At 68.1% G+C, this 23,484-nt stretch carries 23 protein-coding genes; 10 read left to right on the top strand and 13 right to left on the bottom strand.

Features of this window, described 5'->3' with window-relative positions:
* The first annotated feature begins 8 nt into the window (after positions 1–8).
* From sctJ to CAG41_RS25570, 8 genes are all read left to right on the top strand, one after another.
* Positions 9–803: a type III secretion system inner membrane ring lipoprotein SctJ gene (sctJ, locus tag CAG41_RS25605; protein WP_085583711.1), complete on the top strand. Its 795-nt coding sequence runs from the start codon at positions 9–11 to the stop codon at positions 801–803.
* The gene (locus CAG41_RS25600) at positions 800–1,381 is read left to right on the top strand and encodes a hypothetical protein (protein ID WP_085583709.1); all 582 of its coding nucleotides are present in this window, start codon (positions 800–802) and stop codon (positions 1,379–1,381) included. Before sctJ ends, CAG41_RS25600 begins: the two co-directional genes overlap by 4 nt.
* On the top strand, positions 1,332–1,928 hold the full coding sequence (gene sctL, locus CAG41_RS25595; RefSeq protein WP_085583706.1) for a type III secretion system stator protein SctL: 597 nt from the start codon (positions 1,332–1,334) through the stop codon (positions 1,926–1,928). The genes CAG41_RS25600 and sctL overlap by 50 nt, the downstream gene beginning before the upstream one ends.
* Before the next feature lie 85 nt (positions 1,929–2,013).
* Complete coding sequence (locus CAG41_RS25590) at positions 2,014–2,235, top strand: serine kinase (RefSeq protein ID WP_085583704.1); 222 nt, start codon at positions 2,014–2,016, stop codon at positions 2,233–2,235.
* Positions 2,222–2,644 (top strand): type III secretion system chaperone, encoded by a 423-nt coding sequence (locus CAG41_RS25585; protein ID WP_085583702.1) that lies wholly within the window; start codon positions 2,222–2,224, stop codon positions 2,642–2,644. Before CAG41_RS25590 ends, CAG41_RS25585 begins: the two co-directional genes overlap by 14 nt.
* On the top strand, positions 2,637–4,658 hold the full coding sequence (gene sctC, locus CAG41_RS25580; protein ID WP_085695325.1) for a type III secretion system outer membrane ring subunit SctC: 2,022 nt from the start codon (positions 2,637–2,639) through the stop codon (positions 4,656–4,658). Before CAG41_RS25585 ends, sctC begins: the two co-directional genes overlap by 8 nt.
* A gap of 291 nt (positions 4,659–4,949) precedes the next feature.
* Positions 4,950–5,300, top strand: coding sequence for a negative regulator of hrp expression HrpV (locus tag CAG41_RS25575; protein WP_085583698.1), 351 nt, complete (start codon positions 4,950–4,952; stop codon positions 5,298–5,300).
* Between the two features lie 101 nt (positions 5,301–5,401).
* Positions 5,402–5,800: a type III secretion system chaperone gene (locus CAG41_RS25570; protein WP_085583696.1), complete on the top strand. Its 399-nt coding sequence runs from the start codon at positions 5,402–5,404 to the stop codon at positions 5,798–5,800.
* 72 nt (positions 5,801–5,872) lie between these two features.
* Here CAG41_RS25570 and CAG41_RS25565 read toward each other — a convergent pair whose 3' ends face one another.
* From CAG41_RS25565 to sctW, 13 genes are all read right to left on the bottom strand, one after another.
* Complete coding sequence (locus CAG41_RS25565; RefSeq protein WP_085583694.1) at positions 5,873–6,484, bottom strand: aspartyl/asparaginyl beta-hydroxylase domain-containing protein; 612 nt, start codon at positions 6,482–6,484, stop codon at positions 5,873–5,875.
* A 59-nt stretch (positions 6,485–6,543) separates the two neighbouring features.
* Entirely contained in the window at positions 6,544–11,577 is a 5,034-nt protein-coding gene (locus CAG41_RS25560) for an AvrE-family type 3 secretion system effector (protein WP_085707629.1), read from the bottom strand.
* A 117-nt stretch (positions 11,578–11,694) separates the two neighbouring features.
* On the bottom strand, positions 11,695–12,786 hold the full coding sequence (gene sctU, locus CAG41_RS25555) for a type III secretion system export apparatus subunit SctU (protein ID WP_085640765.1): 1,092 nt from the start codon (positions 12,784–12,786) through the stop codon (positions 11,695–11,697).
* Between the two features lie 47 nt (positions 12,787–12,833).
* Positions 12,834–13,634 (bottom strand): type III secretion system export apparatus subunit SctT, encoded by an 801-nt coding sequence (gene sctT, locus CAG41_RS25550; protein ID WP_085707628.1) that lies wholly within the window; start codon positions 13,632–13,634, stop codon positions 12,834–12,836.
* Between the two features lies 1 nt (position 13,635).
* A complete protein-coding gene (gene sctS, locus CAG41_RS25545) occupies positions 13,636–13,896 on the bottom strand; it encodes a type III secretion system export apparatus subunit SctS (RefSeq protein ID WP_085583685.1) in 261 nt (86 codons plus the stop codon).
* Positions 13,897–13,903: 7 nt separating this feature from the next.
* Positions 13,904–14,557, bottom strand: a complete 654-nt coding sequence (sctR, locus tag CAG41_RS25540) for a type III secretion system export apparatus subunit SctR (RefSeq protein WP_085633489.1) — start codon at positions 14,555–14,557, stop codon at positions 13,904–13,906.
* Entirely contained in the window at positions 14,554–15,588 is a 1,035-nt protein-coding gene (locus tag CAG41_RS25535; RefSeq protein ID WP_085707627.1) for a FliM/FliN family flagellar motor switch protein, read from the bottom strand. Before CAG41_RS25535 ends, sctR begins: the two co-directional genes overlap by 4 nt.
* Before the next feature lies 1 nt (position 15,589).
* Positions 15,590–16,156 (bottom strand): type III secretion system HrpP C-terminal domain-containing protein, encoded by a 567-nt coding sequence (locus CAG41_RS25530; protein ID WP_085589517.1) that lies wholly within the window; start codon positions 16,154–16,156, stop codon positions 15,590–15,592.
* Positions 16,153–16,605, bottom strand: coding sequence for a type III secretion protein (locus CAG41_RS25525; protein ID WP_085633493.1), 453 nt, complete (start codon positions 16,603–16,605; stop codon positions 16,153–16,155). Before CAG41_RS25525 ends, CAG41_RS25530 begins: the two co-directional genes overlap by 4 nt.
* Positions 16,592–17,947, bottom strand: coding sequence for a FliI/YscN family ATPase (locus CAG41_RS25520; protein ID WP_085707626.1), 1,356 nt, complete (start codon positions 17,945–17,947; stop codon positions 16,592–16,594). The genes CAG41_RS25525 and CAG41_RS25520 overlap by 14 nt, the downstream gene beginning before the upstream one ends.
* Positions 17,947–18,876, bottom strand: coding sequence for an FHA domain-containing protein (locus tag CAG41_RS25515; protein WP_170930303.1), 930 nt, complete (start codon positions 18,874–18,876; stop codon positions 17,947–17,949). The genes CAG41_RS25520 and CAG41_RS25515 overlap by 1 nt, the downstream gene beginning before the upstream one ends.
* 12 nt (positions 18,877–18,888) lie before the next feature.
* Positions 18,889–20,982, bottom strand: coding sequence for a type III secretion system export apparatus subunit SctV (gene sctV / locus CAG41_RS25510; protein WP_085633497.1), 2,094 nt, complete (start codon positions 20,980–20,982; stop codon positions 18,889–18,891).
* Entirely contained in the window at positions 20,979–22,079 is a 1,101-nt protein-coding gene (gene sctW / locus CAG41_RS25505) for a type III secretion system gatekeeper subunit SctW (protein WP_085583669.1), read from the bottom strand. The genes sctV and sctW overlap by 4 nt, the downstream gene beginning before the upstream one ends.
* Positions 22,080–22,372: 293 nt before the next feature.
* Between sctW and CAG41_RS25500 the strand changes: the two genes are divergently transcribed.
* A complete protein-coding gene (locus CAG41_RS25500; protein ID WP_225927243.1) occupies positions 22,373–22,903 on the top strand; it encodes an RNA polymerase sigma factor in 531 nt (176 codons plus the stop codon).
* A complete protein-coding gene (locus CAG41_RS25495; protein WP_085640779.1) occupies positions 22,900–23,478 on the top strand; it encodes a GNAT family N-acetyltransferase in 579 nt (192 codons plus the stop codon). Before CAG41_RS25500 ends, CAG41_RS25495 begins: the two co-directional genes overlap by 4 nt.
* Positions 23,479–23,484: the final 6 nt, after the last annotated feature.

The raw sequence follows: 23,484 nt of genomic DNA, 5'->3' as shown, positions 1-23,484 counted from the left end.
GCGCAGCCATGCATCCCAAGGTATTCGGGCCGCTCGCGGCGGTGCTGACGGTTCTGCTGCTGGCCGGTTGCGGCGAGCGCATGGAACTGCACCGCGACCTCTCTGAACAGGACGCCAACGAAGTGCTGGCGGAACTGGCCGGCAAGGACATCGACGCGCAGAAGCGTCTGGACAAGAACGGCGTGGCGGTGCTGGTGGCCAACCGCGACATTTCCCGGGCGGTGCGGGCGCTGGAGGCGGTGGGTTTGCCCCGGCGCTCGCGTTCGAGCCTGGGCGAGGTGTTCCGCAAGGAAGGGGTGATCTCATCGCCCCTGGAAGAACGGGCGCGCTATCTCTATGCGCTGTCCCAGGAACTTGAGCAGACCCTGTCGCAGATCGACGGCGTGGTGGTGGCGCGGGTGCACGTGGTGCTGCCCGAACGCATCGCGCCGGGCGAGCCGGTGCAGCCGGCGTCGGCGGCGGTGTTCATCAAGCACCGCGCCGAGCTGGATCCGGACAGCGTGCTGCCGCGCATCCGACGCATGGTGGCCAGCAGCATTCCGGGGATCGGCGGCGCCGACGACAAGAAGCTCGCGGTGGTGTTCGTGCCGGCCCAGGGTTACCGCGAGACCGTGGAGACGGTGACGGTCGGTCCGTTCACCCTGACCCGCGAGCGCTGGCGGTTCTGGCAATGGCTGCTGGGGCTGTGCGCGGTGGCCGGCGTGCTGCTGGTCGCCGGCCTGTTCGCCCTCAATCCGCACTGGCGCCAACGCCTGGGCAACGCGGCAGGCGGCGGCAAGAACGCGCCGTCCGGGCCGGCATGAAGCCCCAGGAGGTCACGCCGCCGCAGGCGCTTGCCTGGGTGCGCTGGTGGGCCGACGCCGCTCCGCCATCGAACACCCCATGGCCGGCTGAGTGGCGGGCCCGTCATGCGGGCATGGGCGCCACGCGGCCCGCGCCGCCCAACGGCGGACTGTTGCCGTTGCTGGTGCTGGACGCGCAGCAGTGGGCGAAGGTGCTGAGCCTGGCGGTGGCGGTCTGCGCCGGCAGCCAGGGCGAACCGCCGCCGGGGCTCGATGACGCGGGGCTGCGCTGGTGCCGCCGCCTGGGCCGGGCGCTGCAGCCGGGCCATTGGCTGCCGGCCCGCTGGCGCGAGGGCGACACGCAGAGCCAAGGCCTGAGGCTGCTGCGGGCCTGGGTCGGCGAACCGGTGTGGCAACGCCTGCGCCTGGAGTTCGCCTGCACATCCATCGAAGACGCGCCGCTCCAGGGGTTGCCCCACGCACGGCTGGCCTCACTCTGGCAGGCGGTCGGCTGGTACGCCCTCACGTTCACTACACAAGGATCTCCCCATGCTGACCCGTCGCCGACTGAGCCTGAGCCATCCCCAGGCGTTGCCTGACGGCCCCGTCCTGCGCCGAGAAGTCTTCGAAGACAGCCTGCTGGCCGGGCAACTGCTGGCGCATGCCCGCGCCCAGGCCGACACGTTGCTGGCCGACGCCCGCGAAGAGGCCGAGCGCCTGCGCCAAGCGGCGCAGGAACAAGCCTTGGCCGAGGTCTGGCAGCAGGCCGATGCGCTGCTCGCCCAATGGCAGGCGCAACGCCAACAGATGTGGGACGCCATTCTCCAGAGCGCCGAATCGCTGTTGGGCCAAGCCTGGCAGCGACTGCTGGGCGAGCAGGGCGATGCGGCACGGATCGCCGCCCTGTGCCGGCAGCTGAGCGCTGCCCGGCCGGCGGACGAACCCGGCGTGCTGCATTGCCACCCTGACCGGCTGGACCTGGCCGCGAACCACCTGCAGCAGGCCCAGGCCGTGTGGAGCCTGCGCGCCGATCCGCAGCAGGCGCCGGACAGCCTGTGCCTGCGCACCGAGCACGGCGACTTCGCGATCGACTGGCAGGCCCTGGGCAGCGCGCTCGGGCCGCTGCCGGACAGCGCGCAGCCATGAAGCTGGCGCAATGAGCGCAGGCGGGCAGGGAACCAACGTCGGGAACGTGCCACTCAATGGGCAGTTATCGACCTGGAGCCTCACCATGCTTTCTCCCGATGCACTGCGCCGCCGCCTGGACAACAACTTCGAAAACGCGCAACAGGATCTGGACGCCGCGGCGCTGGACATGGATGCGTTTTCCCCGGACGACTGGCATGCCTTCAACTCGGCGATCCGCCAGTCCTCCACCGCCAGCTGGGCGGCGAACCAGGAAATCGTGGTCAAGCACAACCTGGCCAAGGCGATCATCAATGAAATCCGCTGAACTGGCGCTCGCCGCGCAACGCTGGCTGGACGGCGGCGACGGCGAACTGGGGCTGCTGATCGACGGCGCGCCGCTGCGCCTGCAACGGCGGCCCGGCGGCGTGCTGTGCCTGGCCATGCTCAGCGCAGCCTGGCGCGGCGACGACGCCAGCCTTGAAGCGGCGCTGCGCCTGTCCGGCCCCAGCCTCGGGCGATTCGGCGGGGCGCTGGCGCTGGATCCGGCCGAGCGTCGCCTGTGCCTGATGCGCTACCTGCCGTTGCAGGGCATCCCGGCGCTGATCGCCGCCATCGAATCGCTGGCCAACCAACGGGACGTGTGGGAGGCGATGCTTGAACGCAGCGCCGCGGTTTCCCGTTCTTTGCCCCGCCCTGTGAACCGTCCTCTGCCTCTGGGAAGAACCTATGTTTAAGCGACTGTGCGGCCTGACCCTGCTGTTGGCCGCGTCCTGCCCGGCGCTGGCCGTGGTGCCCGATGACTGGCGGCAATCGGCCTACGCCTACGAGGCCTCGCGCACGCCGCTGGAGACCGTGCTCAAGGATTTCGCCAACGCCTATGGTGTGGGCCTGAGCCTGAGCGGCGTCAGCGGCACGGTGGACGCCAAGCTGCGGGCGGCGACGGCCGAGGAATTCCTCGACCGCTTGGCGCTGGAGCATCAGTTCCAGTGGTTCGTCTACAACGGCAAGCTGTACGTCAGTCCGCAGTCGGCCCAGGTCTCGCAGCGGCTGGAGGTGTCCTCCGACGCCGCGCCGGACCTGAAGCAGGCGTTGACCGACATCGGCCTGCTGGACAAGCGTTTCGGTTGGGGCGAGCTGCCCGACGAAGGCGTGGTGCTGGTCAGCGGTCCTGTGCGCTACGTCGAGCTGATCCGCGGGTTCAGCAAGGAGAAGGCCAAGCCCGACGAAAAGCAGCAGGTGATGATGTTCCCCCTGCGCTACGCGGCGGTGGCCGACCGCCAGGTCAATTACCGCGACCAGAGCCTGCGCATCCCCGGCGTGGCCAGCATCCTGGAGGACATGCTCGACAGCCAGCGCCCGACGCAGCCGTCGCCCCAGGATCCCAAGGCCAACATCGACGCCCTGCAAGGCATGGCGGACATGGCCCGGGGCAAGATCCTCAACTTGGCCAGCGAACGCACCGCCGGGCGCAGCGGCCACCGGCCCCAGTCCGCCGCAGGCCAGCGCCGGGTGGCGGCCGACGTGCGCAACAACGCCGTGCTGATCTACGACAACCCGGACAAGCGCGCCACCTACCAGCAACTGATCGAGCAGTTGGACCTGCCGGGCAATCTGGTGGAGATCGACGCGATCATCCTCGACATCGACCGCAGCCAACTGGCCAACCTGGAGTCGCGCTGGTCGGCGAGGGCGGGCAAGGTCGGCTTCGGCAGTTCGTTGCTCAACAGCGGTTCATCGACGCTGTTCATCAGCGACTTCGAGCGGTTCTTCGCCGAGATCCAGGCGCTGGAGGGGCAGGGCATGGCCTCGATGATCGCCCGGCCCTCGGTGCTGACCCTGGAGAACCAGCCGGCGGTGATCGACTTCAGCCGCACCCAGTTCATCACCGCTACGGGCGAGCGGGTGGCGACGATCCAGCCGGTCACCGCCGGCACCAGCCTGCAAGTAGTGCCGCGCACCATCGGGGGCGGGCCGAACAACCGCTTCCAGTTGATCGTCGACATCGAGGACGGCCAGCTGGAGCAGCAGCGTGACCAGCAGACGCCGACGGTCAAGCGCGGCACGGTCAGCACCCAGGCGGTGATCAGCGAAAACCGTTCGCTGGTGATCGGCGGTTTCCACGTGGACGAGCAGGGCGACCAGAGCGACCGCGTGCCGGTGCTGGGCAAGCTGCCGTGGGTCGGGCCGATGTTTTCCTCGACCCGCCGCGAGCTGTCGCGCCGCGAGCGCCTGTTCATCCTGACCCCGCGCCTGATCGGCGATCAGGTCGACCCGGCCCGCTACGTGGCCAGCGAAAACCGCGCGCAGCTGGGCCAGGCCCTGGCGTCCGGCCGCCAACCGGGGGGGCCTGCGGTGTTGCGGGCATCGATCGGCGCTACCTTCGCCGAGCTGGTGCGCGGGCGGATACCCGGTGATATCAAACGAACATCATCTGGTGTGGCCTTGGGCGACCTGTGTAAAGTGGACGGCCCGTTCGCGCTGGACCGCGGGCGGATGCAGTGGTTCAGCGCAACGGACTACTCGGTGGCGGTCGGCGTGGTCAAGAACGTCGGTGTCAAACCGCAGCGTTTCAACCCCGAGGCCTGTTCCGGCGGCGCGACATTGGCAGTGACGGCCGCACCGCGGTTCCTGTTGCAACCTGGTGAATCAACGGAGGTGTTCGTGGCCTTGCGGCCCGCAGCGACAGCGTCGCCTGCGGCGGCGCCGGCACGGGTATCGATGTTGCCCCCGCTTTCGCGCGGGTTATAAGAGAAGACTCAATCATCTGGACATGGCTTTTGCCTGTCGCGGTGCCCTTAAGCAGCTAGGCTTTGAGGCGATAATCTGTAGAGTCCGACAAGGAAGGTGAAGAGATGAAGTGGTGTCGTGCCGGTATTGCGTGGTTGTGTTTACTTATATTGAGCGCTTGTACGTCAGTACCTGAAACTTCCTGTCACATAGGGAATTGTCAGCAACTTGACGCCAACAACTCCGAGTTGAACGTCTGGTGGTCCCCGGCACTGCGTGACGGCGGTGGCCAATACAGTACGGTGCCTCTGAATGACTGAAACGATTTTTCAAAGCACCGATCAGCAGGACTTCCTCCAGCGCATCGCCCAGAAGCGGGCAAGCGTCTGGCAGTGGGCTCCGGGCGTCGAATTCGTCTGCCGCCAGGAGAGCCTGGGCTGGGGACTTTCCCTGAACATCCAGCGCCAGGCCCAGCGCCCGGATCTGTTTTCCGAGACTCTCAAGCGGCGTTTCGACAATGTCGAATCCTATGAGGGTTACTACATATGTCTCGATAGCCAGCACACTTTCGTGGTCTGGCATGAACTGCACAACGACGATCAGGGCGAACAACTACAGGCCTTGCTCGGACAACTCCTGTCGTTGGCGGGATTGAAGCACTGAGTCCGGAATATTTGTTCCGGCTGGAACTATTCGCCATTGTTTTTCCACTCAAGTTGCGAAACGGCCAACCCCAAGGCCATTCAACTTAAGAGGAAAAACAAATGGCGAACTCCACACCGGCCATCCAGCGTTTCATCGCCCATCTGGCCGATCGGTTGGGCACCCCCCTGACCTGGCAGAACGGCGTCTGCGCGCTGTACGACCGCGAACAGATCCAGGCCGCCGTCATCGAGTGGCCCGAACACAGCGAAAACGTGATCATCCACTGCCGGCTCGGCGCCTTGCGGCCAGGCCCGGACAACCTGCAACGCCTGCTGACCATGAACTTCGACATCGCGGCCTTGCGCGGTTGCTGGCTGGCCCTGGACAAGGGCGATGTGCGGCTGTGCACCCAGCGCGAACTGGCCCGGCTGGACGAGGACAGCTTCAGCGACGTGGTCGGCGGCTTCGTCGCCCAGGTACGCGAGACCCGCTCGGGGCTGGGTCGGGTCTTGCACTGACATACCCGGACAAATAAAAAACGGGCGCATGCATCATGCGCCCGTTTCTTTTTGTGCGCCCGGCGGCGCGCCTCACGTCGGGCGTGCGAGGCGCGCCCGGTCGAACTCCAGATAGAGCAGGGTGCGCGGCGCCTCGCTGGCGTTGACCACGAAATGGTCCAGCGAGCCGTCGAACACCGCCGCCGCACCGCAGCGGTGCCGATGGAATTCGCCGGCCACGTTCAGGTAGGCATCGTTGCGCTCGTGCGCGGCATCGAGGGTCAAGTGCATCTGCAACAGGCCTTCGGCGCGGATCTCCGGGTGCCGGTGGCGAGGCAGGAACGCCTGGGGCGCCAACCGTGCGAGCGCCGCGACCTTGAGTCCGCCGACTTCGCCGAGCATGGCCAGGGTCTGGGGCAGGGCCGCCAGCGCCGGGGCGATGGGCTCATCCCGGAACAGCAGCGGGTATTGCACCCAGTCGCGATTGCCGCCCGATTCGCCCCAGCCCTTGAGCCAGCCGTAGGTGCCGCCCTGTCGCAGATGGGCGCTGACTTCGTCGTGCACCGCTTGGTGGGGCTTGTCGGTGCGGTCGATGTCCAGCAGCGGCGCGTGCAGCGCCAGCAGTTCCTGGCGCATCACCGTCCAGCGGTCGGCCAGGGCGGCCAGGGCCGGGAAGGTGTCGAGCGGGTAGAAGGCAGGATCCATGTGAACTCCTTGTCGGGGGTAAAGGCCCCGCCCGGGCGGACGGGGCCGTGGGGCGGGCGTCAGCCCTTGAGTTGCAGGCCCTCCTGTTTCAGCGCGCCGAGCGTGGCCTTCAACGCTTCGCCCGGCTTGGCGATCATGCCGTCGAGGAAGTAGCTCTTGGGCGTGTCCTGATCCTGGCCGTAGCTGAAGTTGATCTTGCCCAACGCCTTGCTGAGGTTGACCGACGCGTTGCTGCTGTAGCTCAGCACCGGCAGCGGCGAGGTGAAGTTTTCCGGTTGGTTGACGCTGTGGGACACGGTGATCGCCTTGATCCGCATGTTGTTGCGGTCCGACAGCAGCGCGCCGAGTTCCTTCTGCGAGAGGGTGCCGTCGCGGCTGCGCTGGTCGATGAGGTCTTGCACATCGTCCTTCAGTTCCAGGCGCACCCGCGCCTGGGTGCCGGGGGTGGCTTGCAGTTGCTTGACCAAGGCCTTGAGGTCCGGATCCCGCTCGATCAGCGCGGTGATGCGTTCGGCGTTGCTCGGCGAATGGTGGGGATTGATTTTCGCCATGACACTGGCGACCGCGCTTTTGCCGTCGATGCGCGAGAGGTTGGTGTAGGTCGATTCGAACCGGCCGCTGTCGAGCAGGCTGTGGCGGGCCTCGGCCGCCTGGTGCTGGACGCCGGCGCGGGTGAGGGCGCGCAGGGCGGCGTATTGCTCGTCGTTGTCCTTGGGCTTGCTGGCGAAGTGCGCCTGCAAGCCCTCCAGGTGGCGCTGCAGCCGCTCTGTGGCGTCCAGGCCTGCGTACTGCGCGTCGTCGGCGTCGGCCAGGCGGCCCAGCACCCGCTCCGATTCCGGATCCTTGAACGCCTTGCCCAGGCTTTTGCCGAGCTTGTCCAGGTTCTCGGCGGTCAGCGGTTCTGCCTCCTTGAAGGTGAACTTGATCCGCTTGCTGGTCTTGTTGTCCACCGAAACGCCGGCGCTGACGCCCAGCGGGGCGGTGATGCCCTGGTTGGCGGGCGTCGCGGCGTCCGAGGCCGGGGTGCGGCTGCCGGCGAACTGGGCACGGGCGAATCCCGACACGCCGAAGTTGTTGAGCAGGCGGGGCCGGTTGCGGCTGCTTTCCTGCAGCTCGCCCTTGTTGCTGTGCTGCTCGAGCGAATAGTTGCTGTAGTTGAGCAGGTTGACGTTGACCGTGCCGCCCACGCCGACCCGCGCCGCCGCCGACAGCGGCGTGCTGTCCTTGTCGGTCAGGCCGAACCCCACCCGGAATTCCGCGGTGGCGCTGGCATTGAGGTCGAAGTTGAAGCGCAGGCTCTTCTGGGCTTCGTGGTCGACGCCTTTCTTCATCAGTTCCAGCGGATCGAGCTTGCCGTCGACCAGCTTGTCGATGAACGGATCGATTTCCTCGTCGGGCAACGTGAACACCACGCCGTCTCGCCAGGTGGTGGCGGCGGTGCCGGTGACGTCCGCCCCCAGGCGCAGGGCCGGGGTCAGGCGGCGGTCGTTGCCGATGTCGACCTTGGTGAAACGGTCGGCGTCTTCGCCCCTGAAGAACCCCGGCCAATAGTCTTTGCCGCCGCCGACGCCCCCGCTGGCGGTGCCCGAGCCTTCGCGCTGCAGGTAGACGGTCACGCCTTTCTCGCCGCGTTCGGCGCTGAAGCTGTAGTTGCGTGCGCCGCTGACGGCGCCGCTGGGCCACGGCCCCAGGCCCTTGTTGGCCAGGGACACGAACGGCGTGCTCACGCTCATGCCGTAGCCGCGCTGCACGGCGATCTCGTCGTCGGGGTGATGCAGTTGCTTGAGCGCCTCTTTGAGGGTCTGCGCCATCTCCGGCTGGGTCTTGCTGCCGGTGGCGGCGCGCAGGCTGACGCTGGTGGCGTGGTCTTCCTTCTTGAAGCCGTTGAGGAAGCCCTTGATGCCGTCGTAGGCGCCTTCCAGGCTGGCGTGGTCGGCGAAGCCCATGTCGGTGATCTGCTTGAGCGGATGCTCGCCGTATTTCTTGTCCTTCAGTTCGCCCAGTTCCTTTTTCAAGGCCTCGACCCCGGCCTCGGTGTTGGAGGCCCCGGCCAGTTTCTCGGCGCCTTTGAGCACCTGGTCGAACTCTTCCATCGTGCCCACGTCCAGCGCCAGACGCGCTTTGATCAGGCCCAGGCTGTCGCTGGCGTCGCGCTGTTGGCCGAGGGGGATGTCGGCTTTCTGGTGGGACACCCGCAAGCCGTTGTTGCGCAGTTCCGTGAGCAGGGCGCCGGTGCGGTTCTGCGCCGAGGGCGCCAGATGCGCGAGGGCGCCGTTCAGTTCCTTGAGGAAATCATGGCCGGAGCTGGCGAAGTTGAAGTTCTGCGAAAGCCGGTCCAGCTTCAGGCTCAACTGACTGCGCTTGGAGGGCGCCGACAGCTCGCCGTGGACGTTGAGCAGGCCTTCCTTCTGCTGCAGCAGCGTTGACTTGCCGGCGTGCCGGCCCAGGTGCTGGGTGGCGCGCAGGCTGTTGTCTTCCAGCTCCTTGCGGAACGCTTCCAGCGCCTCGACCAGTCCGGTGCCCTGCAGGCCGGGGCGGGAGCCCAGCGCGGCGATGCGCGACTGCAGATCCTGGCCGGCGCCGGTCCGCGGCGGTTTCTCGCTCAGCAGTTCCAGGCGCTTGAACTCGCGGCCTTCGGAGGCGTAGAGCGGCCTCAGGCCTTCGCGCCCCTGATAGCGGTGCTGGAGGTGATAGCCGACGTTCTTCAGCGGCCGCGGCATTTCCAGGGTCGGCTTGAAGATGTGCGCGCGGAAGTAGTCGCCGACGCTGGCCTGGTTGCCCGTTTCCATCGCGCCGCGGCCCATCAGGTTGTAGTTGAACCGGGCCGTGAGGCCGGTGCCGGGGATCTTCGCGGTCTTGACGCCGCCCTTGAGCCGGTCGAACAGATTGTCCAGGGCGTTGTGGTCGGCGGGGCGCGGCGTCAGCGGTTGCCAGGCGTTGCCCTTGAGCTGTACCTGCGAGTGATCCTGGCTGCCGTGCAGGGTGGCGCTCAAGCGGTTGTCGTCGGAGGTGCGGATGCTGGCCAGCGTCTTGCCCTCGGGCAGCGCCACGGGTTTCCATTTGGCCTGCGGACGCGGGTTGTCCGGGGGCGCCTGCCAGTCGTCCTTGGCCAGGGTGAACAGTTTGCCTTCGGTGGTCAGGGCATGCAGGTTGTGGTTCTCGTCGAGCGCCAGCGAGGCCACCGTGCCTTCGAGGTCCAGGCGGCTGAGTTCGCTGGTTTCGCCGTTCTTGTGGTGGGCGGTGAAGCGGTTGTGGTCGTCCAGCGCCACGAACTGCTTGTCGTTGAGCATGGCGAATGCGGTGATGTGGCGGTCGGTCAGGCCCGGCAGCGCATCGCCCAGGGCCACGTCGGTGCTGCGCGGCGGCCGGTTGAGCGCATGGCCGTCGCTGACCGCCACCGACTCGAACTTGGCGCTGACGTCCAGCTTGTGCAGCTTGCCGTCCTGCAGCAGGTAGGCCTTGCTGTCGGTGCCCCGTTGCAGCTGCGTGACGTCCTTGATGCCGGTGTCCTTCCAGTCCTGGCGGGCTGAATCCCAGCTCTGCACGCGGCCGTCGCTCAGGCCGATCCGGCCCGAACGCTCCAGGTCGAACGTGGCGGCCGGTGTCGGCGCCTCGGCGCCGGGCAGGCCGCGGCGGTTGTCCAGCACCAGTGCGTCGCTGAGGTTCCAGCCGTGCTCCAGCGCAGGGTGTTGCTCGTCCAGGGGATGGGAATGGGCGTGCCCGGCCTTGTCGCCGACCAGCACATGCAGGCTGCCGTCGTCGCCAGGGAGGAAACCGCTGACCTGACGGCTGCCGCCCAGGGGTTCGCCCGGCGGCTGGAAGCGGCGGTCGGGCTGGAGCTTGAGGGTGGTCGCGTCGTCGTCGATCTCTTCGCGCCCGACGCTGTACAGCCGGCCTTCGGTGTCGCTGACGAACAGCCGGTCCTCTGTCAGGCCGATGTGCTTGGGTTCGGCCGAGCCGCCGTTCAGCTCCAGGGTCATGGACTTGGCGGTGTGGTCCGCGAGTTGCGTGAACTGCAGGGTCTGGCTCTTTTCGCCGCTCAGGCTGGCGGCGATGCCCTCGTTGTTCACGGAGAAGGCCTTGAGGTCCGCCACCGTGAGCGGTACGGCATCGTGGTCGGTCAGGTTCACCAGGTTGTCGCCGCTCTGGCCGTAGAGATGGCCGTTGCCCTGCCGGGAGAGCTGGCTGAACATCGCCGGCTCGGCCTCCGTGGCCGGCTGCTGCCAGGTCGCGCTGGCGCGGTCGAGCTCATACAGTTTGCCGTCGTGCAGGCGCAGCGTCTGGCCTGCGTCGTCCTCGTGGATGCCGGTGAGGTGCCCCAACTGCGCCCGCCCGAGGGTGGGCAGCGGCGCGCCGTCGCCGACCTTGGCGGCGTTGCCCTCAAGCGTCAGGCCCGGCGCGGCCGCCGCTTTGTCCGCCACCGGCCCTTCGGCCCGGCTGCTGCGCACCGTGACCAAGGCTGTCGGGGTCTGTTTCACGTGCAGCAAGTGGCCTTGGCGGTCCAGCAGCAAATGGTTCCGACCGTCGCCGGCGCTGTGTTGCGCCTGATAGCGTTGGCCGGACTGGCCCAATGCGTTTTGCAGCAGGTCGCCCACCGCCGACGGCTGGAAGTGCTGGAACTCGGGCTTGCCCTTGGCGTCGAGGCGGATACCCGCCGAGGGCGGTTCGGGCGTGGGTTGGCGCTGGATGCGTTCGCTGTGGCTGTCGAAGCGCCCGGCGTTGCTGCGGTTCAGGCGCGGGGTGGAGCCGGACGCCTCGGCGGCCTCGCTGGGGTGTTCCTGCAGTTCGATCGTCTCGCTCGCCGGCGCCGCCCCGCGCTGTAGCGGTGCGCCGGTGGCCGGGGCCAGGTTGCCCGTCGGGGCCGTGTTCTGGCTGCGCCCCCAGGGGCGCGGCAGGGCCCGCAGGTCCTGGGACAGTTGGCCGATGTTGCGCATCAGCCGCTGGCCCATGTGGCGCAAGGAATGGGCGCTGCGTTGGGTCGGCTCCTGGGGGCGCTGTTCCAGGCCCTGGGGGTTTTGCCCGGCAGGGGCGGTGACCGGCGCGGTGATCGGGGTAGTGACCGCGCTGAAGTTGGCGTGAACCGGTGACGGCATGCTGTTCTCCGTGTCATGGACTGACAGGGCGAGTTCGTTAGGCTCGCCGGGGGCGTTCAGGAAAGATTCCTTTGCCCTGAGTGGCAGCGCTCGCGGCCTGGTTCCAGCTCTGGGGCGTCAGTACGGCACGCCGGGCATCTCGATCAGTTCGCCGTGGGCGGCGTCGTCCAGTTCGCGCAGCAGGCGATAGACCTGGGCCACCGCCTGCAAGGTCTCGCGCGGGACGAAGTGACCCACCTCGCTGCGGTACAGCGTGCGGGCCAGCCAGACGAAGCGGATCACCGGCACGCCGGCCTGGCGGGCGCGCTCGATCAGCGCCCGGGCCTCGGCGTCGTGCCCTTTGCAGATGATCCGCGGCAACGGCGTCTGCTGCGGGCGGTAGAACAGCGCGACGGCGTAGTGGGTCGGGTTCACCAGCAGCAGGTCGGCGTCTTCCACCGGCGCCTTGGCCGGCGCGGCGCCGGCCGGCTGCTGGGTGAGTTCGCGGGCCAGGGACTTGCGGTGCGACTTCATGTGCGGGTCGCCCTCCATCTCCTTGTATTCCTTGCGCACGTCCTCGTGGCTCATGCGCTGGCCCTTGATGAAGAAGTACTTCTGCAAGGCGAAGTCGGCCACCGCCAGCACCAGCAGCACGCCCAGGCAGGTGCGCGACAGCCGGCTGAACAGGGCGATCATCGCCTGCCAGTAGGTGTCCAGGTCGGTGTTGGCCAAGCCGATCAGGTCGTTGAGGGCCGGCGGCAGCACCCAATACAGCACCGCACCGATCAGCAGGGCCTTGCACAGGCTGTTGAGCAGGTTGAACAGTTGGCGCGAGGAGAACATCTGCTTGAACTGGTTCAGCGGGTTGAGCCGCTCAAAATCGAGCTTCAGGCTCTCGGTGGCGAACAGCGGGCCGAACTGCACCCAGCCGCCGGCCAGGCGCATGGCCACGGCGATGCCCAGTACCGGCAGCATGAACAGCAGCAGGTCCCAGCCGGCCTTGGTCAGCACCTCGCCGACCGCCGCGGCGAAGGGTCGGTCCAGTTGGCGCAGCGGCAGCATCACCAGACCTTCGAGCTTGCCGATGCCGCCGCCGGCCAGGCCCAGGATCAGCTCCAGCAGCGCCGCGAAGATCAGCAGCTTGGGCACGTCCTGACTCTGGCCGACCTGGCCTTTCTTGCGGGCGTCGGCGAGTTTCTTGGGGGTGGGCTGTTCGGTCTTTTCGCTCACGGGCGGTGCTCGTCAGGTTTCATGGCAGAGAGGTCAGGGGGCAGGCCTCAGGGGGTAGGGCGCAGCAGCAAGGGCAGCAGGTGCCTGAGGTCGGCCAGTTCCGCCAGCCGGCCGTTGCCCAGCCAGCACAGCATCGGCAGATAGAGGACCAGGAAGCCCAGGCCGATCAGGCTCTTGGCCGGCATCGCCAGGGTCGAGACCTGCAACTGCGGGCTGTACAGGCTGAGGATCGCCATGCCGAACTCGATCAGCAGCAACAGGCCCACCAGCGGCGCGGCGAACAGCACCATGAAGCGAAAGGTACTGGCCAGCAGCTTGAGGTACAGGCCCCAGCCGTCCACGGCGGGCATCGGCAGCCACTGGCTGGCGGGCCACAGGCCGTAGCTGTCCCAGATCACCTGGGTGAGGCTGGCGTAGCCGCCGCCCAGGATCAGCAGCAGGATCAGCACCTGCTTGAACATGTGCCCCAGCTCCGAGGTGTTGTCCCCCAGCGCCGGGTTGATCTGCCCGCCGATCAGGGCGCCGCGCTGGTTGTCGAACAGGCAGCCGACCGACTCGAACAGCCAGAACGGCATCGCCAGCAACAGCCCCAGCAGCAGGCCGATCAGGCTTTCCTTGAGCATCAGCCCGCTCAGGTCGAGCCAGCCGAGGTCGCGCCCGGCCAGGCTGGCGCGGATCGCCGGCATCGGCACCAGGGCCAGCGCCAGGACGATCGCGTGGCGCAGCGCGCCCTTGATCTCCCGGAAGGCGAACGCCGGCACCAGGAACAGGCACGGGTACAGGCGCGCCATGCCGACGGTCAGGGCGATGATCGATTCGCTGATGTCGCTGAAGGCCGCCTGGAACATCTCAGGCCCTCGTCTGCGGGATCATGGCGAAGGCCAGTTGCGCCAGTTGGATCAGCTCCACGCCGATCCAGCGCCCGGTCAGCGCCAGGGCGATGCCCACGGCCACCAGTTTCACGGCGAACGGCAGGGTCTGGTCCTGTAGCTGCATCACCGCCTGAAGCAGCGAGGTCAGCACGCCGACGATCACCGCCACGATCAGCGGCGGCGCCGACAGCACCACCACCAGCAACATGGCCTGCTTGAACAGGGTCAAGGTTTCCATGGCGTCCTCACAGGTAGCTGTAGAACAGGCCGTCGAGCAGCCGCGTCCAGCCGTCCACCAGCACGAACAGCAGGATCTTGAGCGGCAGCGAGATGGTCATCGGCGCCACCATCTGCATGCCCAGGGCCAGCAGAATGTTGGAGACGATCAGGTCGATGACGATGAACGGCACGTAGATCAGAAAACCGATCTGGAAACCCGCCTGCAACTCCGAGAGCACGAACGCCGGGATGACCAGCAGCAGGTCGTCGCGGCTGGCCTTGGCCGCCATCGCCGCCGGCCACATGCGCTGGGTGTTTTCCAGCAGGTGGGTCTGGATGTCCGGGTCGACGTTGCGCGACATGAACTTGCGCAGCGGTTCGGCCACTTGGCCGGCGGCGCTCTCCATCGCGGGGTAGTCGGCCATGCGCTGGGGCAGTTGTCTGAAGCGTTGGCCCATGTCGCTGAACACCGGGGCCATGATGAACAGCGTCGCCGCCAACGCGATGCCGTACAGCGCCATGTTCGGCGGCGCCTGCTGGACGCCGATGGCGTTGCGGGTGATCAGCAGCACCATGGAGATCTTCAGGAACGCGGTGCAGATCATCATCAGCAGGGGCACCAGCGACAGCGCCCCGAGAAACAGCGCGAGCGTCAGCGGATCGACATCCTGCAGGTTCACGGGCGCGGCTCCAGGCGGGTGATCTGCAGGCCCAGCCGGCCGTCGATGTCCACCAGGTCGCCGTGGGCCAGCGCGCGTTCGCCCTGGAACAGGCTGGCCTGGCCCGGTGCGCAGCCGCTGAAGGCCAGCACCGAACCGACGCTCAGGTGACGCAACTGGCCCAGGCTCAGGCTCACGCTGCCGGCGCGCAGGGTCAGGGCCAGCGGCAGGTCGTCGAAACGGCCCGGGTCGGGCTGCGCGTCGAAGGATTCGGACGCGGCGTACAGCGGCTCGCTGTCGGCCAGGGCGAAAGCGTCAAGGGAGGCGTTCATGGGCAGGTCTTCCAGTTCAGTGAGGGTAAAACGCAGATCCGTTGCAGGCAGGAGCCGCAGGTGCAGGCGACAGGCGCCGAGTTGCAGGTGGCCGAGGCCCTCGGGGGTGAACAGCGACTGTTCGGCGAGCAGCACATCGCCCGTCCGCAGGCTGGCCAGCTCCGCAGCGCTCAGCGTGCAGTGGCCCAGCGGCAGGGGGATGCGCAGCGGCCAGTCCGGCGCTGCGTCATGGCTCGATAGCCGTTGCCAGGGCGCGCCACGGATCAGGTTCAGCAGCGTGGCGGCGGGTATCCGCGCACGGCAGATGAGGGCGGTCGCGCTGTCCTCGTGCAGCCCCAGCAGGCAATCGATGCCCCCATCCGGCACTGCCGCCACCGTCCGCAACGGGCTGAGCAGCGGCTGGAGTTCGGCAGCGAGGTAATGGTTGTACAGCGGCCAGTACCAGTCGTTGTCGTCTGACGCCGGTTGCACCGGATCCAGGATCGCCGGGCACTGCGACAGTCGGCTGAGCAACGGCTGGGCATCGTCCAGCCACAGCCGCCCGCAGGCGGTTTCGAGGGCGTTGCCCGGTGCGCGGACGAAGGGCTCGGGGGCCAGGCGCAGGGTCAACGTGGCGGAGGACGGCGCGGCGAGCCGCAGGTCCAGGCCGGCGCCCAATTGCAGGCGGGCCTGGGCGTCGGCGGCGGGCAGGCCAGGCAGGCGCAGGGCATGGGCCGGCATGTCAGTGCGCCTCACTGTGCAGGGTCAGGCGCACGCGGCGGCCCAACTGCCGGCCGAGCCAATCGGCACTGGCCTGGCGCCGGGCGTCGCAATAGCGCCGGGCGCTGTCCTTGGCGAAACCCAGGGCGATCTCCAACGCGTCGCCCTGTTGGCTGATCCGCGCCGACACCGTGCCGAGGGTCGGCATGTGCAACTGGACGTCGAGCGGTCCTGCGTCGAGCGCTTGGAGCCGTTCCTCCAGGCGCGCCAATAGGGTTTGCCAAAGGCCCGCCGACGGCCCGGGGGGCAGGGGGGCGCCGGCGGATCGCTCCGGATCCTGGCCGGAGGGCTGGCGGTCGCCGCCGCCGAAGTCCGCCACCGCACCTTGGCCGACGTCTGCCGGACTTGGGCCGTCAATGCCTGCCAGCAGTTGTTCGAAGCGGTCGCCGTCGTCGTGGGTTTCGCCGCGCAGTTCACGGGAGGCGCCGTGCCGGGCCGGCCAGGCACCGGGCGCTTGCGGCTCCTGGCGCGCACGGGGCGGCTCCGCCGGCCGGGGCGGCGGCTTGAGCAAGGCAGGACGTGCGCTCATGAGGCCTCCCGGGACAGGTCGCGCAGGCAGTCGAGCTTTTCCAGGTCGCGCTGGCGCCGACGCAGCTGTTGGCGACTGTCGTCGGTCCAGTGCTGCTGTTGCCGGTGCTCTTGCTGCAAGGCCTTGTAGTGCTGCTCGAAGCGCTCGATGCGGCGGATCGCCTGCTGCTCGCCGGCCAGCCAGCGGTTCATTTCGTGCAGCGGCAGGCGGCGGTGGCTGTGCTGCTCGCGCTGCTCCTGGCGCTCCTGCTGCTGGCTTTGGCGCAGCCGTTGCAGCTCGTCGGCCATTTGCGTCAGGCGCGTCTGCAACGCCGCCAGCACGTCGCGCTGGCGGCGCCAGGCCTGTTCGGCCATGGCCAGCCGGTGGCGGCGGATCGGGGCCAGCAGGTCGAGGGTCGGCAGCAGCGCGTCGCCGGCCGGCGACAGGGTGTCGGAATCAGAGTGGGACATCGGCGGTCACCTGCAAGAGATGGTCGAGGGTGTCGTCGAGCGACACGGGTTCGCGCAGCGACTGCTGCAGAAAAGCGTCGATCCGCGCCCGGGCATCCACGGCGCAATCGGTCAACGGGTCGTTGCCCGGCTGGTATTCGCCCAGCTTGAGGAGCATCTCCACTTGCTGGTAGGCCGCCATCAGCCGGCGCAACTGTGTGGCGCCGTGCAGCTGTTCGGTTCCCGTGACGTTGCCCATCGTCCGGCTCAGGCTGGCGAGCACGTCCACCGCCGGGTAGTGCCCGCGCTCGGCCAGGCGCCGGGACAGCACGATGTGGCCGTCCAGCAGCGAGCGCACCTCGTCGGCCACCGGGTCGTTCATCGAGTCCTGTTCGATCAGCACCGAGTACAGCGCGGTGATCGCCCCGTCGCCGGTGCGCCCGGCCCGTTCCACCAGGCGCGGCAGCAGGCTGTAGACCGAGGGCGGCAGGCCGCCGCGCCCGGCCGGTTCGCCGCTCGCCAGGCCGATCTCACGCTGGGCCCGGGCGAAGCGGGTCAGCGAGTCGATGATCAGCAGCGTCGAGCGGCCCTGTGCGCGGAACCCCTCGGCGATGGCCGTGGCGGTGAAGGCGGCACGGGCCCGCTCCATGCTGCTGCGGTCCGAGGTGGCGCAGACCAGCACGGTGCGGCTGCGCAGTTCGGCGTCCAGTTCATGGTCGAGGAATTCACGCAGTTCGCGGCCCCGTTCGCCGATCAGGCCGAACACGATGGCCTGGCACGGCGTGTTGCGCGCCAGTTCGGCGAGCAGGGTGGTCTTGCCGCAGCCGGCCCCGGCGAACACCCCGACGCGCTGGCCTTCGCCCAGGGTGAGCAGGCCGTCGATGGCGCGCAGCCCGGTGGGCAGCGGGGCCTCGATGCGCGGCCGTTCGGTTGCCGCCGGGGCATCGCGGATCACCGGCAGGGCGCCGGGCGTGCCGGCCGGTGCGAAGGCTTCCGGGCCTTCGCCACCGAGGGCGCGGCCGAAGCCGTCGAGCACGGTGCCGAGCAGCCGGTCGCTGACCACCAGGCCATGGGGCTGGAACAGCGGCGTGACCGGCGCACCGACGGCAATGCCGTCCAGCGGGCCGAGGGCCGCCAGCAGGGTGTGGTCGCGGTCGAAGCCGACGATCTCGGCCATCACCTCGCCGCCGTCGGCCCGGCGGATCCGGCACAGGTCGCCGATCCGCGCCCGGGGCATGCGGCTGTGCAGCAGGATGCCGCTGACCCCGACGATGCGCCCGCGGATCTCCACCGCCGCGCAGTGCCCGAGGCGGGCCTGGTGCTGGCCTTGCCACTGGGCCAGGCGTTCGAGCGCGGCCTGCATCACCAGCTCAGCTCGACGCGTTGGTCGCCTTCGAACACCACCGTGTGGTCGCTGATGTCCACCAGCCGCACCCCGGCGACCTCGTCACCGAGGAACAGCCGGCGGCCGTCGCTGGTCAGCACGCTGGGCAACCGCGCATTGCTGATCTGCACCACGGTGAACGGCAAGACATCGGTGGCTGGGGGCAGGGCGCTCTGCACCGGCAGGGGGCTGCGGTACTGTTGCTCGAAGCGCAGCAGCATGCGTTCGGTGGATTGCAGCAGGTCGTCCTCTTCGAAACGGCCCTTGAGCAGCAGCTTGCCCTGTTCCTCGACGATGCTGATGCGGCTTTGCAGCTCCCGTTCCTTGAGCATGTCCTCCAGCACCCCGCGCACGGCGGCGGCATCCTTGAGCGGCGTGCGGGCCGGCGCAACCGGCACCGGCGGCACCGGATCCTCGGCGCTGAGCCCCCAGATCAGCGCCCCGAGAAACAGCGCCAACGCGCCCAGCAACAGCAGCGGCCCGAGCAGCGGACGGGACTGCACCACCGCTTGCGGCCGGGGCGTGTCATCCGGTTCGGCGTTCAGCGGCAAGGCCTCGGGCGCGAAGGCGTCGGCGACGGGCTCCTCGTCCTCGGGCCATTCGGTGTTGGCGCTGACCACCGACAGCCAGACGCCGTTGAGCGAGAAGGGCGTGCCCGGCTCCAGGGTGTCGATGGCGTCGACCTTGTGCCCTTCGCTGTCGGTCACTGCGCCGTCCTTGCGCGACAGCGACCAGGTGTCGTCCACCAGCCGCAGCAGGCAATGGCGATCCTTGATGCCGGGATCGTAGAGCGCCAGGTCGGCGCCGTTGGAGGAGCCGATGCTCCACTCGTCGCCGGTCAGCGGCAGGGCCGCGCCACGGTGCAGGCCCGTGAGCACGCGCAGTTCATAGAGCATCTGGGGTTTCATGGTCGCACTCCGTCAGGCCAGCATGGCCTGTGCCTCTTGCAGATCGATACGCCCCAGCACCTGCACCTGCACGCTGGACAGCAGTTCGGCGAAGGACAGCACCGGGACGTGGTTGAATTCCTCGTTGAGCAGGCCGTGCAGCGGGCTGCGCAGGTCCTGGGCCACCAGCAGCACCGGGGCCGGCCGGGCCCGCAGCGGGAACGCGTCGCGCAGTTGCTCCAGCAGGGCGCCGCCGAGCTCGGGCTCCAGGGCGAAATAGGCTTCGCTCTGACTCTGGCGCAGGGCGTCGCGCAGCAGCACTTCGGTCTCAGGGTTCAGCAGCCAGGCGTTCAGCGCACCCTGGTCGGCGTGCTGATGGCAGATCTGCGCCTTGAGGGCGATGCGCACGTAGTCGGTGAGGGCGCTCAGGTCGCGTTCGTGCTGGCCCTGCTCGATCAGGGTCTCGGCGATCGGCCGCACGGCGCGTAGCGACACCAGTTCCGCCGACAGCCGTTGCAGCACCGCCGCGAAGCGGGCCAGCGGCAGGGTACGCTGCAGCTCCTGGGCCAGTTCCGGCTGTTCGCTTTCCAGCCAACCGAGGATCGCCTTGCTTTCCTGCAAACCGATGAAGCGCGGGCCGGTGGCCTGGAAGGCGCGGCTCATGCGTTCCAGGATCAGTTCTTCGGCGCTCGCCGGCTCCACGCTGGTCATGCGCAGCAGCGTGTGTTCCGGTTCGAGCCAGACCCACTGGCCTTCGTCGCGCTCCGCCGAGCCGCGTTCGCCGTCATGCAGTTCGCCCACCTGATGCACCGGCACCGCCACCCGGCGGCTGTCGAAGGTGGCGCGGATCAGCGGCACCTCGTAGACGCAGAAGCAGAATTCGTCCTCGGCGCAGCGCTCGGTGAACTCCAGCTCGAACGAGGGCAGGGTCAGGCCAAACCGGTGCACCAGGGTGTTGCGCCGCTGACGGATGCCGGACACCAGCCGCTCGACCTCGGCGCTGCCCTGGTGAGCGGGGTGAAATTGCAGCAGGTAAGGGCGCGAGGGGTTGAAGCGGCGGATGTCCTCGCGGCCGTTGAGCTCGGGCGCGGCGTTGCGGGCGGCGCCGGCATGTTCCTGCAACAGTTGCCGGCGGCGGATGCGCCACAGCTGGAACAGCCCGCCGGACAGGCACACCAGGCTGATGCTGACGAACACCAGGCCCGGCATGCCGGGGATGGCCGCAAAACCCAGCATGCCGATGGAGGAGAACACCCAGGCCTTGGGCTGGCTGGTCAGCTGCTCGGCGATTTCGTGGCCGATGTTGGCGTCGCCGGCCTGACTGTCCGGCGCCACGCGGGTGATGATCATGCCGGCGGTGAGGGAAATCAGCAGCGCCGGAATCTGCGCGATCAGGCCGTCGCCGATGGTCAGCACCGAGTACAGGTGCATGGCGTCCGCGGCTTCCATGCCGTTCTGCAGGACGCCGATGGAGAACCCGCCGATCAGGTTGATGAACACGATCACCAGGCCGGCGATGGCATCGCCCTTGACGAACTTCATGGCCCCGTCCATGGCGCCGAACAGCTGGCTTTCCTTGGACAGCTGCTCGCGCCGCTGGCGCGCCTCGCGGACGGTGATCAGGTTGGCCCGCAGGTCGCTGTCGATGGACATCTGCTTGCCGGGCATGGCGTCCAGGGTGAAGCGCGCCGCCACTTCGGCCACCCGTTCCGACCCCTTGGTGATCACCAGGAAGTTGACGATGGTCAGGATCAGGAAGATCACCAGGCCCACCGCCAGGTTGCCGCCGACCACGAAGCTGCCGAACGCCTCGACGATGTGCCCGGCGTCCTGCTGCAGCAGGATCAGGCGGGTGGTGGCGATCGACAGCGACAGGCGGAACATGGTGGTCAGCAGCAGCACCGCCGGAAACGTGGAAAACGCCAGGGGCCGGGGCAGGTACATGGCCAGCACGATCAGCAGTGAGGAAATGCAGATGTTCAGGGCGATCAGCACGTCAACCAGCGGCGTGGGCAAGGGCAGGATCATCATGAACACGATGGCCATGACCATCACCGCGCCGACGATCTCGGTGCGCCGCATCACCGCCAGCGCCAGGCGGTTGAGGCTTTGGATCAGTCGGTTCATCGCGGGCTCCGGCCATCGTCCAGGCCCAGGGCCTGACGCTCCTGGCGGGCCATCTCTTCCATCAGGCCCTGCAGCAGGCGCAGGCCGTTCTGGCGGGTCTTGAGGTCTTTCCACAGCACCAGCGGCAGCTGTTGCAGCAACGGATACAGGGCATTGAAGAACCACGCCTGACGGTCGGAGGCCGGCCCCAACGTGTCATCGCCCAGCAGCGTCAGGTCCCGGGCGAAGAAACCGTTGCCGCAAAAGCGCAGCAGCCGTTTGCTCATGCCCAGCGAGGTCATGCCGCCGTGCCGCTGGCCCAGGCGCTCCAGCAACGCCTGGCAGGCCTGGAGCAGGCTGTTGAGCCGCCCGCAGGAACCCAGCCCGCGCAGCATCGAGCCCAGCACGCCACCGGGCAGGGACGGCGACAGGGCGGCGATGTCGTCGGCCAGTGCCCGCTGCAAGGTGCGCAGGCCCCGGCCGAACTGCTCTTCGCTGAACTGTTCGAGCAGCCCTTCGAGCAGGTTGGCCAACGGCTGCTGGCCGACGATGGCCTTGTAGTAGAGCTGGCGCATCGCGGCGCGCTGCTGCGGGTCGCGGGTGAACAGGGCGATGGCCCCGGCGGTGTTGAACCCGGCGCGGATCCGGTCGCCGTGCAGCTGGCGCAGCTCGTCGATCAGGCTGCGGGTGGATTGCGCATCGGTCTCCCGGCCTTCCTGCAAGGACAGGCGCAAGGCCTGCTGCAACAGGATGTCGGCCCGCGCCGGATCCTGCTCGGCCAGCCCCAGCGCGGTCTGCAGCGACGGTTGCTGCTGCAGTTGCATCTGCATGCGCCGGGCCTGTTGCTCCAGGCTCGGTTGGTCGCCGTGGTCGAGCAAGCGGTAGAGCTCGGCGAGCTTCTCGATGCGCTCGACCCGCTGGCCCCGCGTCGATTCGCTGATCAGGCGTTCGTCCAGGCTCTTGCTGTGCCGCTCGACGCTTTCGCTGAACTTGAGCGCGACTTCTTCCATGGAGTCGATCAGCGGGTTTTTCGCCGTGGCCACGGTCGTGTCGGCGGGGAAGGGAAACCGGCCCGGCAGGTCCAGGGGCAGGACGTCGTTGTAGCTGTTGATTTTCATGGAGGCGCGCTTTCCACCGCAGTGCAGGTGAGCTCTGAGTGGCGCGCGGCGGCATCCGGTTCCCTGGACATTCTTTGGCGCGAAAACGGCGTGCAAGAACTGGCACGGGGATTTTTCCGAAAGTGCAACAAGTTGCCCGAATCGGCGTTTCTCGAAAATTAAATCCTTATGAATCAATAACTTGAAAATGCATCGAGGTTGGTACGTTCGCTGCTCTCTGTCTCTCCCGCCACTGTCGGCATAGCGTGAGACATGAGGGATCAAGCGTGGATTCGAATACCGTTCAAACGGACATGAAAGTGATTGGCGCGATCAAGCTGGACCTGGGAGGCCTGGCTCGCAGCAGCGAACGCAAACTGCGCTGCTTCATCAATAAGCGGGTGTTCAACCAGGCCGACGTCGATGACCTGATGCAAATGACTTACCTGGAGGCCTGGCGCAACCAGCACAAGTTCGCCGGCGCGTCCCGGCCGGAGACTTGGCTGTTCGGCATCGCCTCCAACCTGGTCAGCAACCATTTCAAGAGCCTGTACAGCCGCCCGCAATGCGCGGTGCTGGAAGAGTCGGGCATCGAAAGCCTGGAGCACGGGCACGACCCTAGCCACGTCAGCGAACACCAGCGCCTGCTCAGCCGCGCGGTGGAGGCCATCGACGGGTTGTCGGTGGACATGCGCGCGGTGATCGACCTGCTGGTTGATTCCGACATCAGCTATCAGGACGCCGCCGTGCAGCTGGGGGTGCCCATCGGCACCGTGCGTTCGCGCCTGGCCCGGGCCCGGGGCCAACTGAAGATGAGCGTCTTCGCAGAGGAGGCCGGCGCATGAACGGTTTCAACCGCCGGGCCTTGCCCGCGACCCTGCCGCGCGGCGTGCGCGAGTCCTGCGACGCCGACCTGCCGGCGATGATGGAGATCTTCAACGAAACCGCCGGCACCGGCGCCAACTCGCCGGTGACCCGGCCGATGACGCTGGAGGAAGTGACGTTCTACATCAACCTCTACAAGCGCGACGGGCTGCCGGTGTACGTGCTCGAACGCGGCGGCGAGGTGGTGGGCTGGCTGTCGATCAACCGCTTCAGCTGGGGCACCCAGGCCTGCCGCCACACCGGCGAGACCGCGATCTACGTGCGGGCCGACCGCCACGGCAGCGGCATCGGCGTGCGCCTGGGCCATGCGACGGTGATCCTCGGCCGCCAGTTCGGCCTGGAGACCCTGGTGGCGTGGATCATGGCGGCCAACCGGCCCAGCCAGCAGATCGTGCAGTCCATCGGCGCGGTGCTGTGGGCCCGCCTGCCGAACATCGCGCGCTTCGGCGAGGAGCGGGCCGACGTGCTGCTGTACGGCCTGCCGCTGTACGAAGGCTTGCCCCAGCGACCCGACGACCACCCGCCCGGCGCCTGACGCCGC

The organism is Pseudomonas sp. B35(2017) (assembly GCF_002113645.1).
Taxonomy (GTDB): domain Bacteria; phylum Pseudomonadota; class Gammaproteobacteria; order Pseudomonadales; family Pseudomonadaceae; genus Aquipseudomonas; species Aquipseudomonas ekonensis.
Note: the sequence above shows the minus strand (reverse complement) of the source record. Positions and strands in the feature narration are given on the sequence as shown.